A 20,907-nucleotide genomic window follows, 5' to 3' on the forward strand; every position below is an offset into this window, starting at 1 on the left:
CGTGCTCTGTCCCGCTCCTGTCCTGGCCCCGCGAAACGGGCGGGGCCAGGACAGAATAGGCGCTACTGGACCGTGACGGTGGTCTTCGCCGTCACAGTTGTGCCCTTCACCTGCCCGGTCACGGTGAACGTGCCGGGCCGGGCGTACCGCTCGGGATCGACGGACTCCCAGGTGACGGCCACCGAGCTGTCCTTCGACCCGTCGTTGTACGTCGCCACGACGGTCTCCGGCAGCGACGGGGCGACCCCGGCCCGGGTCGTGACGCTCTCCTCGGCGATCGAGGTGATCGTCACCGCCGCGGTGGCGCGGACGTAGACCGTGGCCTGGGCGGGCCCGCGCACGCCTTCGGCCAGGCCGGTGACGGTGAAGCTGGTGCCGCCCGTCCTGACCTGCTCCGGCGTCACCTGCTGCCAGGTGACGGCGGTCCGGCCGCGGGAGCCGTCGGCGTACAGGGTCTCGACCGTGGCGGGCAGCTCCGGCAGCGTGTCCACCAGGGTGGGCACGTGGACGGGGCGTACCCCGTCCGGCGGCACCTCGTACACCTTGACCTCCAGCAGGCCGACCGACGCGCCGCCCGATTCGAGCTGGACGCGCAGGCGCGAGGTGGTGACGGTGTCGAAGGAGACGGTGTTGTAGGCGTCCACGGCCGTCGGGTAGGACTGCGCGCCGGTGACGTCCTCGAAGGAGTCGCCGTCCCACTGCTGGATCTTCCACGAGGCGGGCACGCGCACGCCGCCGCCGTCGTCGAAGAAGTACACCTCCGCCTTGTTCACCTGGACGGGGGCGGGCCAGTCGAGCTGGACCCACTGCGTGCCCTGCTGCGGCCAGGTGCCCCAGCGCGGGTTGGCCGCGTCGTTGGAGCGTGGCGGGTCGATGTCGTCGTTGACGGCGGTGATGCGCTCCCACGGTGAGGTGTAGGAGGCGGTGGGCGTGGCCTTGGGGGCGACGTTGACCTGGGTGGCCTGGTCGGTGGCGGTGACGTTCACGGTGGCGGTGGTGGTCTTCGCGCCGTCCGTGGCGGTCAGCTCCAGCGTGTACGGCCCCGGCGCCGAGAACGCGATCACCGTGGCCGGGCCGGTCGGGTCGGTGAAGTACGCCTCACCGGGCCCGTCCACCTTGGACCACTGCATGGTCAGCGTGCCCTTGGGCAGCGCGTCGTCCTTGACCACGGCCTCGATCCTGGCCTGGCCCGGGCGGGTGAACGCGGGATCGACGACGGGCACCACGGACGGCGCCTGGTTGGTGACCCGGCCCACGTCCGCGCCCGCCCGGTAGGCCTGGACCTCCTTCAGGCCGGTCGCGTACCCGGGCCGGTGCGTGACCAGCACGCGCAGCTTCTGGGCGGTGACGGCCGGGAAGCGCACCTCGTTGAGGTTGGCCCGGGGGTAGAGCGGCCGCTTGTCCTGCCTCGGCACGTCCTTCCAGGTGCCGCCGTCGAGGTACTGCACCGAGTAGAAGGCGGGCTCGCCGGAGGTCTTGCGGTCGTTGTAGAAGTACAGCTTGAGCTGGTCGACCTTCCGGGGCGAGCCGAGGTCCACCTCCAGCCAGTCCTGGGGGTTGCCCGAGCCCTTGGAGTCCCAGACGGGGGCGTTGACGGTGAAGCCGTCCACGGCCCCCGCCGGGTCGCCGTGGGAGGCGGTGGCGGATCTGACCAGGTTCTGGCGGGTGCTGCGCAGGTCCACGCCGGCCTTACGGAACAGGTCCTCGATGCGGTCGCCGGTCAGCTCGACGTCGGTGGGGGACTTGAGCGAAGCCTTCTCCGCGTGCACCACCGTGCCGCCCTCGACCTTGCCGGTCCTCGGGTCCCAGGTCGCGTGCGCGAGGCCGGAGAGCGTGACCTTGCGCCTGCCGTCGACCAGGATCGAGTACCCCTCGGGCACCCCGGCGTAGTGCCTGGTGCCGTCGCCCGGCTTGTCCCAGACGATGGTCAGGTCGGCGCCGCGGTAGTTGACGCCGTTGACGGTGAAGTGGTCCCAGCCGATGTCCACCGGCCACAGCTCGACCTTGCCGTCCGAGCGCGGGCGCAGGCCCATGACGTCCTCGATGACGGTCCAGTTGCTGCTGCCCAGGATCGTGTGGTGGATCCAGGAGCGGTAGCCGATGGTCTTGGTCTGCGGGTTCCAGTTGGCCCAGTACTCGTTGGCGTCGGGGTAGCGGGTGTCGCCGCCGACGTACTGCGACCAGGCGTTCCAGTACAGGAGCTGCTTGTACTGCTCGGCCGTGATGTACGGGGTCTCGTACTGGCGCATCGCCTTGGAGAACAGCGCGAAGTTCCGGGTGGAGTTGATCTGGGAGAAGTTGTTGGTGCCCGGGTGGCCCGCGGCGGCGGCCTCCGCCTTGTCCTTCTGGTTGGCCGTGTACGCCGGGAAGATCGGATATTCCGCCGGATCGGCCCACAACCTCAAGGCTTCCCGATACTTCGGGTCATCGGTGGGGACGAGGCCGGCCGCGTACGGGATGTAGTTGTTGGACTCCTTCCACGGGATCAGGTTGCCCGTCTGCAGGTCGCGGTGCTTGAACAGTTTGTTCTGCTCGTCCCACAGCAGGGTCAGGACGCCGTTCTTCACCTTGTCGGCCACGCCGCGCAGCTCGGCGGCCTTGGCGGCGTCGCCGGCCAGCTCGTACGCCTGCGCCGCCGCCACCGCGTTGGCGTAGACGTAGGCGCCTTCGAGCCGCTCGTTGGCCCGGTCGTAGTAGTGGAACGACACCGCGTCGGCGTCGTTGCCCGTCATGGCCTCCCAGTCGTACTCGATGACCCCGTTGCCGTTGGAGTCGTACGCGTCGAGCTGGCCGTACACGTCCTTCTCGGCGTACCTGGCCAGGTTGCGCAGGATCGACGGCTGCCCGCCGTGGATCTGGTAGCTCTCCAGGGCCGCGGCCGAGATGTACTGCGTGTAGCTGTTCGACCAGTTCTCCGGGTCGCCGGGGTTGTCGGTGTACTTCGAGCTGCGCGACACCTCGCCCGCCGACACCCACGGCCCGTACGAGTAGATCGGGTCCCGCAAGTACTTCAGGTCCTGCACGAACATCGGCACGGTCAGCACGATCGCGTTGTTGTAGCCCAGCGCGCCCTCCACCGACGTGGGGAACTGGAAGTCGTTGCCGGGGATGTCGGCGTCGAGGAAGTTGAAGCGCATCAGCCACCAGCGGTAGTAGACGAACTTCTTGATGTTCTCGTCGGGCACGTCGATGTAGGGCAGGTTCTCGGCCCACCAGGCGTTGTAGTCCTGGAGTTGGCGGCGCAGCGCCTGCTGCGGCGAGCGGCCCTTGTAGCCGTCGTACTCCGCGCGCGACCTCGGCAGCTCGTCGGTGACGAAGCCCATCTGCACCTTGGTCCGCACGGTCTTGCCGGGCTCCACGGTCAGCGAGCCCTTCAGCGTGCCGTCCGACACCTTCAGGCCGTCGCCGCTGAGCCGGGGGAAGATCGTGGTCAGCTTGTTCCTGGCCCACACCGCGCCGGTCAGCTCCCGGTCGCCGTCGGCTTTCCTGGCGTAGGGCGAGGTGACCGTGACGGGCACGGTACGCGGCTCAGCGCCGGTGTTGGTGATCTCCAGGGTCGTCACGGCCACGTTCTCGTGGGTGATGAACTTCTTGACCCCGACGGCGAGCCCGTCGCCGCTGTACTGGCCGGTCCAGTGGCTGGGCATCTGCAGGCGCTCGGCGACGTTCTCGGCGAGCGGGGAGCCGAGCGAGATCTCGTAGGCGTCGCGGTTGTCGATGCTCTCCCAGTACGCCACGTACCCGCCGAAACCGAGCACCGACGGGTCGTGCTCCTTCATGAACAGCGCCCGCCCGCGCGTCATCAGCCACGGCCCCGCCGGGTCGTCACCGGGACGGGCGAGCATGCGGTCGATCCAGTACGAGTCGCCGCCCTTCTCCTTGTCGTAGATCTGCTCCATCATCTTGCGCGGGTGGTAGCCCACGGGCTCGGCCGGCACCGGGTCGGCCCCGGTGAAGACCGGCATGCCCAGGGCCTCGTCCGCGTACGAAGGCGCTGCGCCCAGCGAGGCTGTGAGCGCTAACACGGCTAAGCACACCAACGGTTTGCGCACGTGCATCTCCTAGATCGTCGGTAGCCAGACACGCATGGTCGCGGGGCCCCGGTTGCCCCACCGGTGGTACGGCACCAGCCGCAGCCGCACGTCGGCGCCCTCCTCGGGCGCTCGCGCGGCGGCGTACGGCCAGGAACCGTTGCCGCCCGACGCCAGCCGCGCGCCCACCTCCAGCTCCACCACGCCGTCCGTCTCGTGCTCCACCGGCGGATCGACGCGCGCCGTCACGCCGCCGAGCGGCGGCTCGTCGGCCACCGACTCCGCGCAGTAGACCAGCGGCCCCCGCTCCACGGCCGCGCTGCCCCGCAGCGCGTCGATCCGCCGGTCGGGGACGGTCCACCTGGGCCGCATCGGCAGCTCCAGCCGGATCTCGTCACCGGCCCGCCACGGCCCCTCGACGTAGGCGTAGCCGGGGCTCACCGGCCGGATGACCGGGCCCTCGGGCAGCGGCGCGTCCGGGGCGGAGACGGGGACGTGCGCGAGCGTGGCGTCGGTGGCCCAGGCCGGGACGCGCAGCCCGATGCGGCCCTCGCCGTCCTCCAGCACCCGCACGCTGACCGAGCCCTGCCACGGGTAACCGGTCTCCACCCGCAGCGCCAGCCGCCCCGAGCGGATCTCCGCCGGGGTGAGGTGGTGGATCAGCACCCCGCCGTCCTTCGCCGCGGCCACGTAGGCGGGCAGCGAGGCCAGCGTGCGGGCGATGTTGTTCGGGCAGCAGGACACATCGAACCAGGGCGAGCGCAGCCCGCCCTCGGCCGCGTGGTTGACGCCGTCGAGCGGCGTCGCCGGCACCCGCACCTGCAGCGGGTTGACGTAGAAGAACGACTTGCCGTCCAGCGCCACGCCCGTGGCGAGCATGTTGTACATGGTCCGCTCGGCCAGGTCGGCGTAGCGCGCGTCGCCGGTGGCCAGCAGCAGCCGGTGCGCCAGCATGATGGAGGCGATGCTCGCGCACGTCTCGTTGTAGGCGCGGTCGGGCGGCAGCTCGTAGTCCTCGCCGTACGACTCGTCGGCATGCCTCGAGCCCATGCCGCCGGTCAGATGCGTACGCCGGGCGACCGTCCGCTCCCACTGCGACTCGACCGCCTTGAGCAGCTCCTGGTCCCCGGTCTCGACCGCCACGTCCACCACGCCCGAGGCCAGGTAGAGCGCGCGTACGACGTGCCCGCGGAACACCTGCGCCTGCCGGACGGGCACGTCGTCCTGGTAGTAACCGCGGCCGAACGGGATGTCGGCGAGCGCGGGCAGGCCGCGGCGCTCGACGAAGCGGCGGGCCATCTCCAGGTACCGCTCGGTGCCGGTGGCCCGGTACAGCTCGACCAGCGCCATCTCGATCACGGGATGGCCGCAGGTCTCGTCGGTGTCCATGAAGCGCCGGCACACGTGGTCTGCGGCCCTGGTGACGACCCGGGTGAGCTGGTCCTCGCCGTGCATGCGCAGGCGCGCGACCCCGGCCTGGATGAGGTGGCCGTAGCAGTAGAGCTCGTGACCCCACTCGAAGTCGGTGTACCGGCTGCCCGACCAGCGGGTGTTGAGGTAACCGTCGCCCTCCTGGGCCTGCGCCACGACCTCGGCCAGCGCGGGCAGCCCGGGATGGTCGGCCCAGGCCATGGCCTCCAGCAGCTTGTAGATCTCCGAGTCGCTGAACTCCCGTCCCCTGCGGGGCCGCTCGCCGCGGAAGTTGCCGATCCAGCCTTCGCGCTCCTGCCATTCCTGGCAGTGGGCGATCGTCACCTCGTTGTTGAGCACGACCCGGTCGCCCCAGAAGCCGGGCAGCACGTGTACGGAGTCGAGGCCGAGGGGGGACAGGACACCCGATGAGGGCAGGACGGGATTAGCCACGCAGAGCTCCTGACATGAATCCGCGCACGTAGTGGCGCTGCAGAACGATGAAGAGGATGAGACAGGGGATGGCCATGACCATGACTCCGGCCTGGAGCATGCCGTAGTCGATCGCGCCGAACGTGTGCTGCGTCATGCTGACCACGGCCACCGGCAGCGTGAAGGACGAGCCGTCGTTGAGCAGGATGAGGGGCGCGAAGAAGTCGTTCCACGAGGCCAGGAACGCGAACAGGCCGACCGTGATCAGCGCGGGCCGCACGGCGTGCAGCAGGATCCTGGAGAAGGCCCGGAACGTGCCACAGCCGTCCACCAGCGCGGCCTCCTCCAGCTCGCGCGGCAGCGCCTCGAACGCGTTGCGCATCATGAACAGCGCGAACGGGAGCTGGAACATCACGAACACCAGCGAGAGCCCGACCAGCGAGTTCTGCAGGCCGAGGTAGCCGAGCAGGACGTAGAGCGGGATCAGGATCGTCGCGTACGGCACCATGAGGATCGCCAGCGTGGCCAGGAACAGCACGTTCTTGCCGGGGAAGTCGAAGCGGGCGAAGCCGTAGCCGCCGAGCGCCGAGACGATCAGCGTGCCGCCCACGGTCATGACCGACACCAGCACGCTGTTGGTGGCGTAGGTGTCGATGCCCTCGCCGAAGCGGGCCATCTCCAGGTAGTTCGACGGCTCCTCCAGCGACGCGTACCCGCTCCAGACCAGCGGGAACAGGAACAGCACCGCCAGGGCCGACAGGGTGAGGTAACGGCTCACCGGAGCCTCCGCATCATCAGCGTGTTGAGCCCGACCAGGGCCACGAGCAGCACGACCGACAGGGCCGCGGCGCCGCCGAGGTCGAAGCGGAAGAACGCGTCCCGGTAGACGACCATGACCATCGAGACCGTGCTGTTGTCCGGGCCGCCGTTGGTGAAGACGAAGAACTGGTCGAAGGCCAGCAGCGAGCCCGTGACGCTGAGGATCAGCATCAGCGCCAGCGTCGGGCGCAGCAGCGGAAGCGTGATCTTGGTGAAGATCTGCCAGCGGTTCGCGCCGTCGCTCCTGGCGGCCTCGTACACCTCGGTCGGGATGGCCTGCAGGCCGGTCAGCAGGATGAGCATGTTGAACCCGGCGAAACGCCAGATGACCAGCGTGATCGTGGAGAACAGCGCCATGTTCGGGGTGCCGATCCACTTGACCGGCTCGCTGGTGACGCCCAGGGCCCGCAACATCGGGTCGATGGGGCCGAAGTCGTTGTTCAGCATCCCGTAGAACAGCAGGCCCGCCGCCGCGAAGCCGACCGCGCCGGGCAGGAAGAACGCGGTCCTGAAGAAGGCGACGCCCGGCCTGCGCTCCTGCACGAGCAGCGCCAGGCCCAGGGCCACCCCCGACAGCAGGACGGTCGTGATGGCCGTGTACTTCAGCGTGAAGACGACCGCGTCGACGAAGAGCGGGTTGTCGGCGATCTTGAGGTAGTTGGCGGGGGCGTTGAAGGTGGCCTGGCCGAGCAGGGGCCAGCGGTTGAGCGACATCCAGACGACCAGCACCAGCGGGGCGATGAACAGCACGCCCACGATGACGGCCGTCGGAGCCGCGTACAGCCAGCCCTGGACCTTCCTGCTCCGCCACCGGGCGGACGGCGCCGAGTGCGCCGCCCGCCTCGAACGTGTGACCGTCAGCGTCATTGCTGCAGCGACTTCGTGATCTCGGCGTTGAGCTGCGGGACCTTCGAGGCGTCACCGAAGACCGCCTCCCTGGCCAGCCGCAGCCACGGCCCCTGCGGGTCGTTGTAGGTCTGGCCGAAGCGCAGCGCGAACGGCGTCTGCCCCTTGGCCACCAGCGAGTTGATCAACACCACGCGCGGGTCCTCGGCCGAGTACTTGTTGCTGGCCAGGTCGGTACGCGCGACCACGTCCTTGTTCTTGGCCATCACCTCGACCTGGGCCTGGTCGGAGACCGTCCAGGAGACGAACTCCCAGGCCGCGTCGGCGTTCTTGGACGTCGAGGAGATGCCGACCGAGTCGCCGCCCACGAACGTGGACTCGCCGCCGTCGGGGCCGGCGATCGGGGTGACGCCGATCTTCATCTCCTTCGGCATCAGGCCGAGCGTGGTGGACGGCATCGGCATCACGCCGATCTCGCCCTTGGGGAAGAAGCCGGTCCAGGTCGGGCCCTGCTCCTCCTTGGCCGTCGGTCCGGTGGCCTTCTTCTCGTACAGCTCGCGCCAGATCTTGAACACCTCGGTCATGACCGGCTGGTCGTTCAGCGAGGTGGTGCCCTCGGCGTTCATGATCTGGGCGCCGGCGGCCCAGACGGACGGCCAGAACGTGAAGACGTAGCAGCCGCCGCAGTTGCCGCCGAAGAAGGTGCCGTGCACCTTGCCGTCCTTGCCCAGCTTGTCCTGGATGGTGGTGGCGTGCTGGGCGAACTCCTTGAGCGACTTGGGGCCCTGCTCGGGGTCGAGGCCGGCCTTCTCGTACAGGTCCTTGTTCCAGAACCAGACCGAAAGGTCGAGCGTGTGGGGAAGCGTGTACTGCCGGTTGTCCAGCGTGCCGAGCTTCATGTGGGAGGGGGCGAGCTTGTCCTTGTACGGCAGGGCCGCGATCCTGTCCGTGATGTCCATGAACAGGCCCTGGGAGGTGTAGTTCGGGACGAAGATGACGTCTGCCGCGAACACGTCGGGTAGCTGCTTGGCGCCGGCGGCGGCGGCGATGCGGGGCTGGTAGTTGTCCGTCGGGATGACGGTGAGCTTGACCTGGTTCTTGTGGGTCTTGTTGTACTCGGCGACCAGGCGCTCGCTCTGCGTCTGGGTGGCCGCGCGGGTCCACATGGTGATCGTCACGGGACCGTCCGCCGGCTGCGTCCCGCCGCCGCCACCGCCGCTACTGCCGCAGGCCGCTGCTGTGAGCGCTAACACACCGAGGAGGGAGATCCCGGCCAGCCTTCGTCTCATGATGTGCTCCTGGACTTAAAGGTTTTCGGAAACGTAGAAGAAACATGAGCCCATGTCAATGGGTGCTAAGGTGCTAAGCGGTTCACAATTCACCGAAAAGGGTTTCGAAGTATGGCGGGTAAGCGGGCGACCATCAACGACGTGGCCTCGCTGGCGGGGGTATCGATCGCCACGGCCTCCAAGGCGCTCAACGGGCGCCAGGACGTGCGGGCGGCCACGCGCGAACGCGTGCTCGCCGCCGCGGCGGAGCTCTCCTTCCAGCCGAACGCCCTGGCCAGAGGGCTGCTCTCGGGCCAGACCAGGACTGTCGGGCTGCTGACGTCCGACAGCGTCGGCCGTTTCGGCATCCCCGTGCTGCTGGGGGCCGAGGACGCCTTCGGCGCAGGGGAGATGGCGGTGCTGCTGTGCGACGCGCGCGGGGACGCGATCAGGGAGCAGCACCACCTGCGCGCCCTGCTGTCGCGGCGCGTGGACGGGCTGATCGTGGTGGGGGAGAGCACGAACCCGCGCCCGTCCGTGAGCAAGGACCTGCCGGTGCCCGTGGTGTACGCGTACGGGCCGTCCGAGGACCCGTCGGACGTGTCGTTCGTGCCCGACGACGTGGGGGCGGCGGCGATGGCCGTCAACCACCTGCTCGCCCTGGGCCGGCGGCGGATCGCGCACGTCACCGGACCCGCCCACTACAAGGCGGCCCGTGACCGCGAGGAGGGGCTGCGGCGAGCGCTGGCCGAGGCCGGGGTCCAGCAGGCGGGGCAGACGTTGTCCGGGGTGTGGTCGCAGCGGTGGGGGCGGCACGCGGCCGAGATGTTGCTGATGGCCGAGCCGGAGATCGACGCGGTGTTCTGCGGCAGCGACCAGATCGCGGCCGGGTTCGTGGAGGCCGTGCGCGAGCGCGGGCGGCGGGTGCCCGACGACATCGCGGTGGTCGGCTACGACAACTGGGAGGTGCTCTCCACGGAGACGCGGCCCGCGCTGACGACCGTGGACATGAACCTGGAGGTGCTGGGCCGGACGGCGGCACAACACCTGTTCGCGGCCATCGACGGCAAGGCCACGCCCGGGGTGCACACCCTGCCGTGCCAGCTCGTGATCCGCGACTCCACCTCACCGCCCGGCGTGTCCTGACACCCCCACCTCATCCCTAACCTCCGGGTAACCACGCACTTCGAAGTGCGTTCTTGTCGCGAAACCGCGCCCGGTGAACAGTGGTGCGCATGAATACGCAGCATGAACGCATCAGCATCCTCGGCCTGGGAGCCATGGGGCGCGCCCTGGCGAGCGCGCTCCTCGCAGCAGGCCGCGACGTGACGGTCTGGAACCGTACCCCCGGGAAGGCGGGCGAGCTCGTCGCGCGCGGCGCCCGGGAGGCCTCCAGCGTGGAAGAGGCGATCGAGGCGGGCGACCTCACGGTGGCGTGCCTGCTGAACGACGCCAGCGTCCGCGAGACGCTCGCCCCGGCGGTGCCGAAGCTGGCCGGCGGCACCCTCGTCAACCTCACCAGCGGCTCCGTACGGCAGGCGCGCGAGCTCGCCGGATGGCTGGAGGGGCAGGGGGTGCGTCTGCTGTCCGGCGGCATCATGGCGGTGCCCCCGACGGTGGGGACGGCAGGCGCCTTCATCCTCTACAGCGGCGCCCGTGACCTGTTCGACCGGGTCGCGCCCGTGCTCGGCCCCATCGGCCGTCCGCACTGGGTGGGCGAGGACCCCGGGTTCGCGGCGCTGTACGACATGGCGGCGCTCAGCGGCATGTACGGCATGAGCGCCGGGGCGGACCATGCCGTGACCCTGGTGCACCGCGAGGGCGGCGACGTGGAGACGTTCAAGCGCGAGGTGCTCCAGCCGTGGATGGAGCAGATGCTCCCGTTCATGGTGGGCGGCGCCGACGTGACCGCGTTCGTTCCCGAGGAGTTCAACCCCGCCATGCAGGCGACCGGCCTGGAGAACATCCTGTCCGCCTCCGAGGAGGCGGGCGTGCCCGGGGACCTCGCCGGGCACCTGCGCTCCTCGCTGTGGCGGATGCGCCGAGCCGTCGCCGGCTGACCCTGACCTATCATGTGGCGGTGCGTAACCCGCCCTACATCTGCGCTCTGGACGCCGCGATGGACGTCGTCGACGGCAAGTGGAAGGCGCTGATCCTGTGGGCGCTGGACGAGCGGCTGCACCGCTTCGGCGAGCTGCGCCGCAGCCTGCCCGGCATCAGCGAGAAGGTGCTCGCCCAGCAACTGCGCGAGCTGGAGGCCGACGGGATCGTCCGGCGGACCGTGTTCGACGAGACGCCGCCCCGGGTGGAGTACGAGCTGACGGACGCCGGCGTCGCGCTCTACGCGGCCCTGGGCGCCCTGGGGGAGTGGGGCGCCCGCCGCATGCGGGAGCTCGACCTGGTCCCCACCCACGGCAAGCAGTGAGACGCGGGCCGCCCCCACGGCAGGTGGAGGCGGCCCTCGGCGTGCCTCGTCAGGAGGCGGCGCACGTGTACGAGCTGACCGTGGCGGTGTTGCCGCCCGGACGGCTGACCTGGAAGCCGAAGCTGGTGTTGCCTCCGGCTGCCACGGTGCCGTTGTAGCCGGCGTTCCTGGCCGTGACCGTCTGCCCGCTGGTCGTCACCGTGGCGTTCCACGACCCGGCCAGCGTGTGCCCGGCCGGCAGGGTGAAGGTGACGGTCCAGCCGGTGATGCCCGACGTGCCGCTGTTGGTGACCGTGACCGGCTGGACGACGTACCCGCCGCTCCACTGGCTCTGCACGGTCCCGGTGGCCGTGCAGCCGCCGTTGCCGCCGCCGGACGTGGTGGTGAAGGTGGTGGTGGCCGAGGCGGTGGACTGGTTGCTCGCCCCGTCGCGGGCCCGGACGTACACCTGGTACTGGGTGGCGGGCGTCAGGCCGGTCAGGTTGATGGAGTTGGTGGTGGACGAGCCGAGGAGCGGGTCGGTGCTGCCCTGCTCGCGGTAGACGTCGTACCCCGCCAGCCCGGAGCCGCCGGCGTCGGTGGAGGCGGTCCAGGTCAGGGTCGCGCCGGTGGAGGTGACGGCGGAGGCCGACGGGGTGCCCGGCGTGGTGGGGGCGGTGGTGTCGGTGCCGCCGCCGCTGAAGAAGGTGGCCTCGCGCGAGGTGGCGGCGATGCCGTTGGCGCCGTTGAAGATGCGCTGCCCCCAGGAGGTGAGCGCATCCGGGTCGAAGTTGGTGACCATGTCGAGGTACTCGACGCCGCCGCCGTTGCCGCTCCACGACCAGCCGATGTATCCGAGGCCGCGCGACACGGCCTGCGACATGATGGTGTCCTCGTCCGGGTTGCCGTCGGAGTGGTTGTGCCCGAACTCGCCGATCACCAGCGGCAGGCCGGCCGTCTGGAAGGCGTCCAGGTAGGCGGTGATCTCGGCGGCGGTGTCGAAGACGCCGTACATGTGGACGGAGAAGACCGTGTTCTGCTGCGTGTCGGCGGCTGCGACGGTCCTGGCGTTGTCACGCATGGTGAACTGCCAGTCCTGGCCCCAGTTCGGGGCGTCCACCATCAGCATGTGCTGGAAGCCGAGCGTGCGCATGCGGGTGATCGCGTTCACGGTCGCGGCGGTCCAGGCGGAGACGTTGTTGTTGCCGTACGGCTCGTTGCCGATGTTGACGATGATGAAGTCCTCGGTGCCGGTCAGGGCGCTGCGGACGCTGCTCCAGTAGTCGACCGCCTGGTCGAGCGTGTACGCGCCGCTCTGCTCGCCGTACCCGGTGGTGTCGTGGTTCTCGAGCACGCATATTAACCGGTTCTGCCGGCACAGGGAGACGACGTTGGCCACGTCGGAGGCGCTGTTCGGGGTCCACCGGCCGCCGCTCAGCACCACGCGCACGGTGTTGGCGCGCAGCGCCTTGATGTCGGCGAAGGAACCCGTCTGGTTGGTGTACCAGGTGTGCGCGTGGCTGACGCCGCGCATCACGAACGCGTTCCCGTTGGCCTCCAGGATCCTGGTGCCGCTGACCCGGAGCCCGACCGCGGCGTGCGCGGGAGCCGGGACGATCAGCATCGAGACGAGCAGCGACAGGAGCGCCGCCGCCGCGAGCCCGAGTCGTTTGATCATGGGGGGTGCCCTTCTGATGGTTGTTAACCGGTTAGGTACGGGCACATGGTCTGCGGAATCCGCCCCGATGTACAGAAAGCCGACGCCTGGCGGTCAGGAATGCCTGGAGAGGGGTGAAACTTTCACTCTTCCCTGAGCGTGGGCAGGCCGGCGGCCAGGGCCGAGAGCGCCCGGACGAGCGTGGGCAGCAGCACCGGGCAGGAGGCGGCCAGCTCCGGATCCTCGGCGTAGACCTGGGCGAGCGCGGGCGGCGGGTTCGAGGCCGGATAGAGCATGCCGGCCAGCCCGCTGGCGGCCGCCGCCAGCTCCCCGCCCTCGCGCTCGGTCAGGTCCGACGCGCGGGCCACCTCGGCGCCCATCTCGGCGAGCAGGTCGTGCACCGCGTGCTTGAACGCGCGGGCCGCGGAGACCGACACGTTGTGCTCCAGGCTGGTGGAGGCGTGGCTGAGCAGGTCGCAGAAGAGCGGCCGGTCGGTGATCGTCTCGGCCAGCACGGTCACCGCCTCGGTCGTGGAGCCGGCCGCGCCCAGCCGGAGGGAGGCGGCCTCGGCCCACTGCCGCCACTCCTCGATGAGCAGCTCCAGGTAGATCTCCTCGCGGGTGCCGAAGTACCGCACGATGTTCGACTTCGCCAGCCCGACGGCCTCGGCCACCGCGCCCAGGCTCACGTTGCGTACCCCGGAGGTGCGGGCGAGCTCGCGGGCGGCGGCGAGGATGGCCTCGCGCCGCTGCTGCTTGTGCTCGGGCCGCCTGGCCCGGAGGAATGCCGACCGCGTCATGTCGCCATCAGCATACTGGCGCCGATTTAAAAGAACACCGTTCACTTGTTAAGGGAACGCCGTTCTGTTAGCGTCCGATGCAAAGCCGGGAGGATGCGAGTGACCGAGATACGGATGAAGGTGAACGGCTCCGTCGAGTCCCTCGACGTCGAGCCGTGGGTGAGCCTGCTCGACGCGCTGCGCGAGCGGCTCGGGGTGACCGGCCCCAAGAAGGGCTGCGACCAGGGCGCCTGCGGCGCGTGCACAGTGCTCGCCGACGGCATGCGGATCAACGCCTGCCTGGCCCTGGCCATCCAGTACGACGGCAGGGAGATCACCACGATCGAGGGCGTGGCGCATCCGCTGCAGGAGGCCTTCGTGCGCCACGACGGGTTCCAGTGCGGCTACTGCACCCCGGGCCAGATCTGCTCGGCCATCGGCATGCTGGCCGAGTACGAGGCCGGCATGCCCAGCGCCGTGACCGGGTCCCGAGGGCTGGACGAGGCCGAGATCAGGGAGCGCATGAGCGGCAACCTGTGCCGTTGCGGCGCCTACAACGGCATCGTGGACGCGATCAAGGAGGTCTCGGGATGAGACCGTTCGCGTACGTCAAGCCCGCCGACGTCGCGGAGGCCGTGCGCGTGGCCGCCGAGCCGGGCGCCAGGTTCCTCGGCGGCGGCACCAACCTGGTCGACCTCATGCGCGAGGGCATCGAACGCCCCGACACCGTCGTGGACGTGACCGGCCTGCCGTTCGACACCGTCGACGAGCTGCCCGGCGGCGGGCTGCGGATCGGCGCGCTCGTCCGCAACAGCGCCCTGGCCGCCGACGGGAGGGTGCGCACCCGCTACCCGATGGTGTCGCAGGCGCTGCTGTCCGGCGCCTCCGCCCAGCTCCGCAACATGGCCACCGTGGGCGGCAACCTGCTGCAACGCACCCGCTGCCCGTACTTCTACGACCACGCCTCCGCCTGCAACAAGCGCTCGCCCGGCGCGGGCTGCGACGCGCTCGACGGGTTCAACCGGGGCACGGCGATCCTGGGCGTCAGCGAGAGCTGCGTGGCCGCGCACCCCTCCGACCTGTGCGTGGCACTGGCCGCCCTCGACGCGATCGTCGAGGTACGCGGCCAGGAGGGCACGCGGCGCGTCCCCATGGCGGACTTCCACAAGCTGCCCGGCGACACCCCGGACATCGAGACCGCGCTGGCCCCCGGCGAGCTGGTCACGGCGGTCGAGCTGCCGCCCGCGCCGGTCGCGGCCAACTCCCGCTACCGCAAGGTCCGCGACCGGGCGTCGTACGCGTTCGCCCTCGTCTCGGTGGCGGCGGCGCTGGAGGTGCGCGACGGCACGGTCACCGACGTGCGGCTGGCGCTGGGCGGCGTCGCCGCCAAGCCCTGGCGGGCCACGCAGGCCGAGCGCCTGCTGCTCGGTGGCCCGGCCGACGAGACCGCCTTCCGCCGCGCCGCCGAGACGGAGCTGGCGGACGCCACCACCAGGGAGGGCAACGCCTTCAAGGCCCGCCTCGCCGCGGCCACGATCACGGCCACGCTGCGCGACCTGAGCACGGGAGGGACGGCCCGATGAGCATCAAGTACGCCGAGACCGAGCAGGCCACCGGCACCACCAAGTACGTCGGCCAGGCCATCGACCGGGTCGACGGCCCCGCCAAGACCACCGGCGAGGCCCGCTTCGCCGCCGAGTACCCGTACCCGGGGCTGGCCTACGCCGCGCTCGTGCACGCCACCGTCCCACGAGGCCGCATCACCGCCATCGACACCGCGCAGGCGAAGGCGGTGCGCGGCGTGATCGACGTCCTCACCCACGAGAACGCGCCGCCCATGAAGCCCGCGCCCAAGCTGAGCCTCCTCGACCCCAGCACGCTCGTCTCCGGCACCCCGGTCAACTACCTGGCCACCGACGAGGTGCACTGGAACGGCCAGCCCGTGGCGGTCGTGGTCGCCGAGACCCCGGAGACGGCCCGGTACGCGGCGTCACTGGTGCGCCCGGCGTACGAGGAGCTGCCCGCCACCGTGGACCTCGCCGCCGAGCAGCACAACGCCGTCCCCCAGAAGGGCAACCTCCTCGGCGAGACCTCGGCCGACAAGGGGGACGCGCAGGCCGCGCTCGCCGCCGCACCCCACTCGGTGGACCTGACCTTCACCACGCCGCCGCACAACCACAACGCGATCGAGCCGCACGCCACCACCGCCGTCTGGGAAGGCGACCGGCTCACCGTGCACGAGGCCACGCAGAACATCACGTGGACGCGCAAGCACCTGGCCCAGCGGTTCGGCGTGCCGGAGAAGGGCGTCAGGGTGCTGTCCCCGTACGTGGGGGGCGGGTTCGGCGGGAAGGGCTCGGTCTGGGCGGGCACGCTGCTCGCCGTGCTCGCCGCCCGCGCGACGGGCCGGCCGGTACGGCTGGCCCTCACCCGCGAGGCCGTCTACCACACGGTCGGCGGGCGCACGGGCAGCATCCAGCGGGTCGCGCTGGGCGCGGGCGCCGACGGCGCGCTGACCGCGATCCTGCACACCAGCGTGTCCAGGACGGGACGCGGCGGCGGGCACGGAGAGCAGATCACCGCCGGCACCCGGCACCTGTACGCCGCGCCCAACATCCACCTGCGGCAGAGCACCGTCCCGCTCGACCTGCTCCCCAACACCTTCATGCGGGCGCCGGGCGAGTCCATCGGCACCTTCGCCCTGGAGTCGGCCGTGGACGAGCTGGCCTTGGAGCTGGGCCTGGACCCGGTCGAGCTGCGCCTGCGCAACGAGCCCGACCGCGACCCGGTGGGCGGGCAGCGGCTGGCGCACCGGAGGCTGCGGCAGGCGTACGCGCTGGGGGCCGAGCGGTTCGGCTGGCGCGAGCGTGACCCGCGGCCCGGCTCCATGCGGGACGGCCGGTGGCTGGTCGGCATGGGGGTGGCCACGGCCTACCACCCGTCGATGCGGATGCCGGCGAACGTCGCGGTGCGCCTGGGCGCCGACGGCACGGTCGTGGTGCGCTGCGGCCTGCAGGAGATGGGCATGGGCACGGCGACGGTGCTGGGGCAGATGGCCGCCGATGAGCTGGGCGTGCCGCTGGCGTCCGTACGCGTCGAGTACGGCGACTCCGACCTGCCGGTCGGGCCCGGCGCCGGCGGCTCGATGCAGACCGCGAGCGCCGCGGCGGGGGTGCAGGACGCCGCCGCCAAGCTCAAGCGCACCATGCTCGGCCTGGTCCGCCGCTCGCCCGGCTCGCCGCTGCGTGGCCGCAGGCCGGCTGAGGTGGAGGCGCGCGACGGCGGGCTGTACGCCGGGGCCTCCGGCCAGACGTACGTGGAGATCCTGAAGGCGGCCGGCCGGAGCCACGTGGAGGTGGAGAGCAAGGCGGGCATGCTCGGCTTCGTGGCGCGGACCCTGCGCGAGCGCAGGCGGCTGGTGCGGGCGGCGACCGGCGCGCAGTTCTGCGAGGTGCGGGTGGATCCCGACACCATGGAGGTACGCGTCTCGCGCTGGCTGGGCGTCTTCGACGTCGGCACCGTGATCAACGCCAGGACGGCGGCGAGCCAGCTGCGCGGGGGCATCGTGATGGGCATCGGCATGGCCCTGTCGGAGCAGACGCTGATCGACCACCGCAACGGCCGGGTCATGAACGCGAGCCTGTCGGAGTACCACGTGCCGGTGCACGCCGACATCCCCCGCATCGAGGTGCTCTGCCTGGACGAGCCGGACTCGACCATGCCGCTGGGCCTGCGCGGGGTCGGGGAGGTGAGCATCACCGGAGCCGCCGCGGCCGTGGCCAACGCGGTGCGGCACGCCACCGGCAAGCGCGTGCTCGACCTGCCGATCACTCTCGACAAGCTGCTGTGAGCGCGCGGGCGGTCTTGCCGATCATCTTGCGCCGGCTGCTGTGAGCGCGCGGGCGGCCTCACCGATCACCTTGGGCAAGCCGCTGTGAGCGCGCGGGCGGCCTCTCCCGCCGCCCGCGCGGCTCGCGCGCCGTGCTCGGGGTCCACCATGGCGGTCACCGTGGCCCCGTCCACCAGCACGAGGAGCTGGTCGGCCAGCGTGTCGTCGGGCACCAGGCCGCGCAGGTAGTCGCGCAGGCGCCGCTTGTGCCGCCGCACCACGTCGGCGACCGCCTCCGAGGTCGCGCCCAGCTCCCCGTAGGCGTTGACGAACCCGCAGCCGCGGAAGCCGTCCTCCGCGAACCACCGCTCCAGCCAGCCGAACACCGCCTCGACCGAGTCGCCGTGCTCGGCCACGTAGGAGGTGAGCGAGCTCATCCACCGCTCGTCGCGCCGCTCCAGGTACGCCACGACCAGCGCCTCCTTGGACGGGTAGCACTGGTAGAGGCGCTTGAGCGACACGCCGGAGGCGGCCCTGACGTCGTCCATGCCGACAGCCCGGATGCCGCGCCGGTAGAAGAGCTCGCCGGCCGCCGTGAGGAGTCGTTCGGCGTGTTCCATGGCACCTCGCTTGCTCTGGAGAACGGTCGTTCTCTACGATAGCTCGCGAGAACGATCGTTCTCCCGTGTCCGAGGAGGCCGCCATGTCCCGCCCGCCCGTCCCGCCGTTCACCGAGGAGACCGCCCGGATCAAGGTCCAGGCCGCCGAGGACGCCTGGAACACGTGCGATCCCGGCAAGGTCGCGCTCGCGTACACGGAGGACTCGGTCTGGCGCAACCGCGACGAGTTCGTGGCCGGGCGGGACGCGATCGAGGAGTTCCTGCGCCGCAAGTGGGACAGGGAGCTGGACTACGCGCTGCGCAAGGAGCTGTGGGCGGTGCTCGGTGACCGCATCGCGGTGCGCTTCCAGTACGAGTGCCGCGACGCCTCGGGCCAGTGGTGGCGCAGCTACGGCAACGAGCAGTGGGAGTTCGACGAGTCCGGGCTGATGCGGCGCAGGGAGGCGAGCATCAACGACGTGCGCATCGAGGAGTCCGAGCGGCGCATCTTCGGGCCGCGCGGCGACGACGAGCGCGGCGTGGACGTGTTGCCGCTCAGGTGAGGCCACCCGCATGGTGAAATGACCGGTGATGCTCAGATATCTCGTGATCGCCGGGCTGTTATCCCCTTCCCTGCCCGCGCAGGCGCCCGCGCTCCACGTGATGACGTGGAACGTCTGCGCGGGCACGTACCGGAGCTGTCCTCTCTTCCGCCGCACCACCACCGAGCTGGCCTGGCACGTCGCCGTGCTGGCGACCAAGGCGGACGTGCTCTTCCTCCAGGAGTTCTGCACCGGCGCGGACGCCGACCTGGAGCGCGAGCTGGAGGCCCGCACCGGCCGGGCGTGGAGCGTCAAGTCGGCCGGGTTCGCGCACCCGGACGGGTCGCCGTACCAGTGCGCTCCCGACTGGAACGGCGCGGGGCGCGGGGTGCAGAGCGTCACGCTGGCCGTGGCCGAGAGGGACGCCCGCTTCGAGGTGCACGCGCTGACCACGCCGCCGTGGGGTCTGCGCAGGCGCGCGATCTGTACGGCCGGCCGGGCGCTGTGCACCGCGCACTTGTCGTCCGGCTCGGTCCACGACGACAGGCAGAAGGGCAAGCCCTACCGGCACAGACAGCTTCGGGAGCTGTTCGAGCTCGGCAGGGGTGTCGTCGGCGGCGACCTCAACCTGGTGCCGCGCGATGCCGCCGCCGCATACAAGGGGCGCGACGAATGCGACCCGCGCGAACGCTGGACCTACGTCACGCGCAAGCGGAAGATCGACTACGTGTTCGCCCGCGACGGCCGCATGCGGCGCTGCTTCGTCGACCATGCCAGGAAACACTGGTCGGACCACGTACCGGTGCACGCGTGGGTGACGCGGTAGGTCCGCCGCTCGGGCGAACAGGTACGGGAGCACAGGGCCACGGTCACCAGCCGCCGCCGGCATCAAGGCACGCGCAGCCACCGCGGATCGTCGTAGCGCTGCTCCACCCCGTCCCCCGGCAGGAAGTCGGGCGCCGTGCACAGCACCACCTCGCCCTGCACCTCCAGATACCTGATCAGCCCCGCCGCCACCGACAGCACGGCCTCGGCCCCGCCCTTCATGCGCTGTTCCAGCACCGCCACCACGTCGCAGAGCCCGAACTCCGCCGGCAGCAGCGAGGCCACCTCCTTGACGAAGCTCTCCGTCACCCGCGCCTGGATCATGACCGTGCCCGGCTCCGACCTGCCGGAGCCGCCGCAGGTGTCGCAGCCGCCGCTGTCGTGCGGGTTGATGGAGATCGTGCCGGAGCCGAGGCACATCAGGCACCGGCCCACCTCGGCGGCGTGCCGCGTGGCGGCGTCACGGTCGGGCAGTGGCAGGTCACAGGTGCACGAGAAGGAGTTGTAGGTGCCTTCGACGTAGTCGTGGTAGGCGATCTCGTCGGGGGCGTCGACCCACGCGACGGTGATGACGTGCTCGTCCATGGAGACTGGTGCGCTCTCGTCCTCGGCTGATGGAGCCACCCAAGATAGCCCGCACGACCGGCCCGGATCACAGGATCGGCAGAACGCGTCACGTTGTGTGAGGCTCTTCGTGTGGCCTGCCCTTCAGCTCGTGGAAACCCGGGGTGCCCGCCACCAGCAGCGTCCCGTCCCACAGGCGGGCGGCCTGCTCGCCGGTGGGCACGCGGGAGACGACCGGCCCGAAGAACACCACGCGCTCGCCGTCCTCGCGCGTGACCGCGACGATCGGGGTGCCCACGTGGTTGCCGCCGATCAGGGCGATGCCCTCGGCGTGCGAGGCGCGTACGACGTCGTCGTAGCCGGTGCCCAGGCCCGCCTCGGCCAGCTCGACCGGCAGCCCGGCGGCGGACAGCGCGGTGCGCAGGTCGCCGATCCAGTCGCCCGTGCCGGTCGTCCACAGGGTTGTGTAGAACCGCTCCAGCGCCTGCTGTCCGTGGTCGCGCTGCACGGCGGCGCAGATGCGGGCCGGGATCCAGAGGTAACCCTCGGGGTCGCCTTCCGGATCGTCGTCGCGGCCCTCGTTGAGCACGGACAGGCTCATCACGTGCCAGCGCACCTCGACCGGGCGCACCTTCCGCACCTCCATCAGCCAGCGCGCGGTCACCCACGTGTACGGGCAGGACGGGTCGAACCACAGGTCGGCCACAGTCATGATCACCAGTCTAGGTTCTACAATCGCTTGCAAGATCCCCTCCATTCGCTGCAACAAAACTGCACACCAAACGGGTTGACGCGCCTAACAATCGGTTGCATAAAGATGTGAAGCTCGTCCGTCAGGTCTCGCGATCGGGTGCGATTTACCTCGGAAAGAGCGCAACGCGCCCCGGTCGCCCCTCACCCCC

The 20,907-nt window shown here is 70.7% G+C and carries 18 protein-coding genes; 8 read left to right on the plus strand and 10 right to left on the minus strand.

Annotated elements, in window-relative coordinates:
• Positions 1-62: 62 nt before the first annotated feature.
• From AB0I79_RS56420 to AB0I79_RS56440, 5 genes are read right to left on the minus strand one after another with little or no spacing between them, the layout of a single operon-like run.
• On the minus strand, positions 63-4,025 hold the full coding sequence (locus AB0I79_RS56420) for an Ig-like domain-containing protein (RefSeq protein WP_357893103.1): 3,963 nt from the start codon (positions 4,023-4,025) through the stop codon (positions 63-65).
• 36 nt (positions 4,026-4,061) lie between these two features.
• The gene (locus AB0I79_RS56425) at positions 4,062-5,894 is read right to left on the minus strand and encodes a beta-L-arabinofuranosidase domain-containing protein (RefSeq protein WP_357893105.1); all 1,833 of its coding nucleotides are present in this window, start codon (positions 5,892-5,894) and stop codon (positions 4,062-4,064) included.
• Entirely contained in the window at positions 5,887-6,651 is a 765-nt protein-coding gene (locus AB0I79_RS56430) for a carbohydrate ABC transporter permease (RefSeq protein WP_357893106.1), read from the minus strand. The genes AB0I79_RS56425 and AB0I79_RS56430 overlap by 8 nt, the downstream gene beginning before the upstream one ends.
• On the minus strand, positions 6,648-7,559 hold the full coding sequence (locus AB0I79_RS56435) for a sugar ABC transporter permease (protein ID WP_357893108.1): 912 nt from the start codon (positions 7,557-7,559) through the stop codon (positions 6,648-6,650). Before AB0I79_RS56435 ends, AB0I79_RS56430 begins: the two co-directional genes overlap by 4 nt.
• A complete protein-coding gene (locus tag AB0I79_RS56440) occupies positions 7,556-8,827 on the minus strand; it encodes a sugar ABC transporter substrate-binding protein (RefSeq protein WP_357893110.1) in 1,272 nt (423 codons plus the stop codon). Before AB0I79_RS56440 ends, AB0I79_RS56435 begins: the two co-directional genes overlap by 4 nt.
• A 111-nt stretch (positions 8,828-8,938) precedes the next feature.
• Here AB0I79_RS56440 and AB0I79_RS56445 point away from each other — a divergent pair, with 111 nt between their 5' ends.
• The 3 genes from AB0I79_RS56445 to AB0I79_RS56455 all read left to right on the plus strand — a co-directional run bounded on the left by AB0I79_RS56445 (position 8,939) and on the right by AB0I79_RS56455 (position 11,231).
• Positions 8,939-9,952, plus strand: coding sequence for a LacI family DNA-binding transcriptional regulator (locus AB0I79_RS56445; RefSeq protein WP_253756107.1), 1,014 nt, complete (start codon positions 8,939-8,941; stop codon positions 9,950-9,952).
• Between the two features lie 89 nt (positions 9,953-10,041).
• Entirely contained in the window at positions 10,042-10,866 is an 825-nt protein-coding gene (locus tag AB0I79_RS56450; RefSeq protein ID WP_357893113.1) for an NAD(P)-binding domain-containing protein, read from the plus strand.
• A gap of 59 nt (positions 10,867-10,925) precedes the next feature.
• Positions 10,926-11,231 (plus strand): helix-turn-helix domain-containing protein, encoded by a 306-nt coding sequence (locus tag AB0I79_RS56455; protein ID WP_357893157.1) that lies wholly within the window; start codon positions 10,926-10,928, stop codon positions 11,229-11,231.
• A 49-nt stretch (positions 11,232-11,280) separates the two neighbouring features.
• Here the strand turns inward: AB0I79_RS56455 and AB0I79_RS56460 are convergent, their stop codons facing one another.
• A complete protein-coding gene (locus tag AB0I79_RS56460) occupies positions 11,281-12,888 on the minus strand; it encodes a cellulase family glycosylhydrolase (protein WP_357893115.1) in 1,608 nt (535 codons plus the stop codon).
• A 122-nt stretch (positions 12,889-13,010) separates the two neighbouring features.
• A complete protein-coding gene (locus tag AB0I79_RS56465; RefSeq protein ID WP_357893117.1) occupies positions 13,011-13,667 on the minus strand; it encodes a TetR family transcriptional regulator in 657 nt (218 codons plus the stop codon).
• 93 nt (positions 13,668-13,760) lie between these two features.
• On the opposite strand from AB0I79_RS56465, the gene AB0I79_RS56470 reads away from it, so the two are divergent.
• The 3 genes from AB0I79_RS56470 to AB0I79_RS56480 are packed head-to-tail and all read left to right on the plus strand — an operon-like array spanning position 13,761 to position 17,496.
• A complete protein-coding gene (locus tag AB0I79_RS56470; RefSeq protein WP_357893119.1) occupies positions 13,761-14,240 on the plus strand; it encodes a 2Fe-2S iron-sulfur cluster-binding protein in 480 nt (159 codons plus the stop codon).
• Complete coding sequence (locus tag AB0I79_RS56475) at positions 14,237-15,229, plus strand: xanthine dehydrogenase family protein subunit M (RefSeq protein ID WP_357893121.1); 993 nt, start codon at positions 14,237-14,239, stop codon at positions 15,227-15,229. The genes AB0I79_RS56470 and AB0I79_RS56475 overlap by 4 nt, the downstream gene beginning before the upstream one ends.
• Positions 15,226-17,496, plus strand: a complete 2,271-nt coding sequence (locus AB0I79_RS56480) for a xanthine dehydrogenase family protein molybdopterin-binding subunit (protein ID WP_357893123.1) — start codon at positions 15,226-15,228, stop codon at positions 17,494-17,496. Before AB0I79_RS56475 ends, AB0I79_RS56480 begins: the two co-directional genes overlap by 4 nt.
• Positions 17,497-17,561: 65 nt before the next feature.
• Here AB0I79_RS56480 and AB0I79_RS56485 read toward each other — a convergent pair whose 3' ends face one another.
• Positions 17,562-18,095, minus strand: coding sequence for a TetR/AcrR family transcriptional regulator (locus tag AB0I79_RS56485; protein WP_357893125.1), 534 nt, complete (start codon positions 18,093-18,095; stop codon positions 17,562-17,564).
• A gap of 83 nt (positions 18,096-18,178) precedes the next feature.
• Between AB0I79_RS56485 and AB0I79_RS56490 the strand changes: the two genes are divergently transcribed.
• A complete protein-coding gene (locus AB0I79_RS56490) occupies positions 18,179-18,637 on the plus strand; it encodes a nuclear transport factor 2 family protein (RefSeq protein WP_357893159.1) in 459 nt (152 codons plus the stop codon).
• Between the two features lie 28 nt (positions 18,638-18,665).
• Positions 18,666-19,442, plus strand: a complete 777-nt coding sequence (locus AB0I79_RS56495) for an endonuclease/exonuclease/phosphatase family protein (protein WP_357893127.1) — start codon at positions 18,666-18,668, stop codon at positions 19,440-19,442.
• Positions 19,443-19,504: 62 nt separating this feature from the next.
• Here AB0I79_RS56495 and AB0I79_RS56500 read toward each other — a convergent pair whose 3' ends face one another.
• Complete coding sequence (locus AB0I79_RS56500) at positions 19,505-20,026, minus strand: hypothetical protein (RefSeq protein ID WP_357893129.1); 522 nt, start codon at positions 20,024-20,026, stop codon at positions 19,505-19,507.
• Positions 20,027-20,114: 88 nt separating this feature from the next.
• Positions 20,115-20,717 carry a DsbA family protein gene (locus tag AB0I79_RS56505; RefSeq protein ID WP_357893131.1) on the minus strand — a complete coding sequence of 201 codons (603 nt, stop codon included), beginning with the start codon at positions 20,715-20,717 and terminating at the stop codon, positions 20,115-20,117.
• Positions 20,718-20,907: the final 190 nt, after the last annotated feature.

The organism is Nonomuraea sp. NPDC050202 (assembly GCF_040656115.1).
GTDB lineage: Bacteria > Actinomycetota > Actinomycetes > Streptosporangiales > Streptosporangiaceae > Nonomuraea.

What these genes read in the sequence shown, in the direction of transcription:
- AB0I79_RS56485 (WP_357893125.1), bottom strand. Translation starts at nt 18,095, where the DNA reads ATGGAACACGCCGAACGACTCCTCACGGCGGCCGGCGAGCTCTTCTAC.
- AB0I79_RS56490 (WP_357893159.1), top strand. Translation starts at nt 18,179, where the DNA reads ATGTCCCGCCCGCCCGTCCCGCCGTTCACCGAGGAGACCGCCCGGATC.
- AB0I79_RS56435 (WP_357893108.1), bottom strand. Translation starts at nt 7,559, where the DNA reads ATGACGCTGACGGTCACACGTTCGAGGCGGGCGGCGCACTCGGCGCCG.
- AB0I79_RS56495 (WP_357893127.1), top strand. Translation starts at nt 18,666, where the DNA reads ATGCTCAGATATCTCGTGATCGCCGGGCTGTTATCCCCTTCCCTGCCC.
- AB0I79_RS56445 (WP_253756107.1), top strand. Translation starts at nt 8,939, where the DNA reads ATGGCGGGTAAGCGGGCGACCATCAACGACGTGGCCTCGCTGGCGGGG.
- AB0I79_RS56480 (WP_357893123.1), top strand. Translation starts at nt 15,226, where the DNA reads ATGAGCATCAAGTACGCCGAGACCGAGCAGGCCACCGGCACCACCAAG.
- AB0I79_RS56505 (WP_357893131.1), bottom strand. Translation starts at nt 20,717, where the DNA reads ATGACTGTGGCCGACCTGTGGTTCGACCCGTCCTGCCCGTACACGTGG.
- AB0I79_RS56465 (WP_357893117.1), bottom strand. Translation starts at nt 13,667, where the DNA reads ATGACGCGGTCGGCATTCCTCCGGGCCAGGCGGCCCGAGCACAAGCAG.
- AB0I79_RS56470 (WP_357893119.1), top strand. Translation starts at nt 13,761, where the DNA reads ATGCGAGTGACCGAGATACGGATGAAGGTGAACGGCTCCGTCGAGTCC.
- AB0I79_RS56500 (WP_357893129.1), bottom strand. Translation starts at nt 20,026, where the DNA reads ATGGACGAGCACGTCATCACCGTCGCGTGGGTCGACGCCCCCGACGAG.
- AB0I79_RS56455 (WP_357893157.1), top strand. Translation starts at nt 10,926, where the DNA reads ATGGACGTCGTCGACGGCAAGTGGAAGGCGCTGATCCTGTGGGCGCTG.
- AB0I79_RS56475 (WP_357893121.1), top strand. Translation starts at nt 14,237, where the DNA reads ATGAGACCGTTCGCGTACGTCAAGCCCGCCGACGTCGCGGAGGCCGTG.
- AB0I79_RS56460 (WP_357893115.1), bottom strand. Translation starts at nt 12,888, where the DNA reads ATGATCAAACGACTCGGGCTCGCGGCGGCGGCGCTCCTGTCGCTGCTC.
- AB0I79_RS56440 (WP_357893110.1), bottom strand. Translation starts at nt 8,827, where the DNA reads ATGAGACGAAGGCTGGCCGGGATCTCCCTCCTCGGTGTGTTAGCGCTC.
- AB0I79_RS56450 (WP_357893113.1), top strand. Translation starts at nt 10,042, where the DNA reads ATGAATACGCAGCATGAACGCATCAGCATCCTCGGCCTGGGAGCCATG.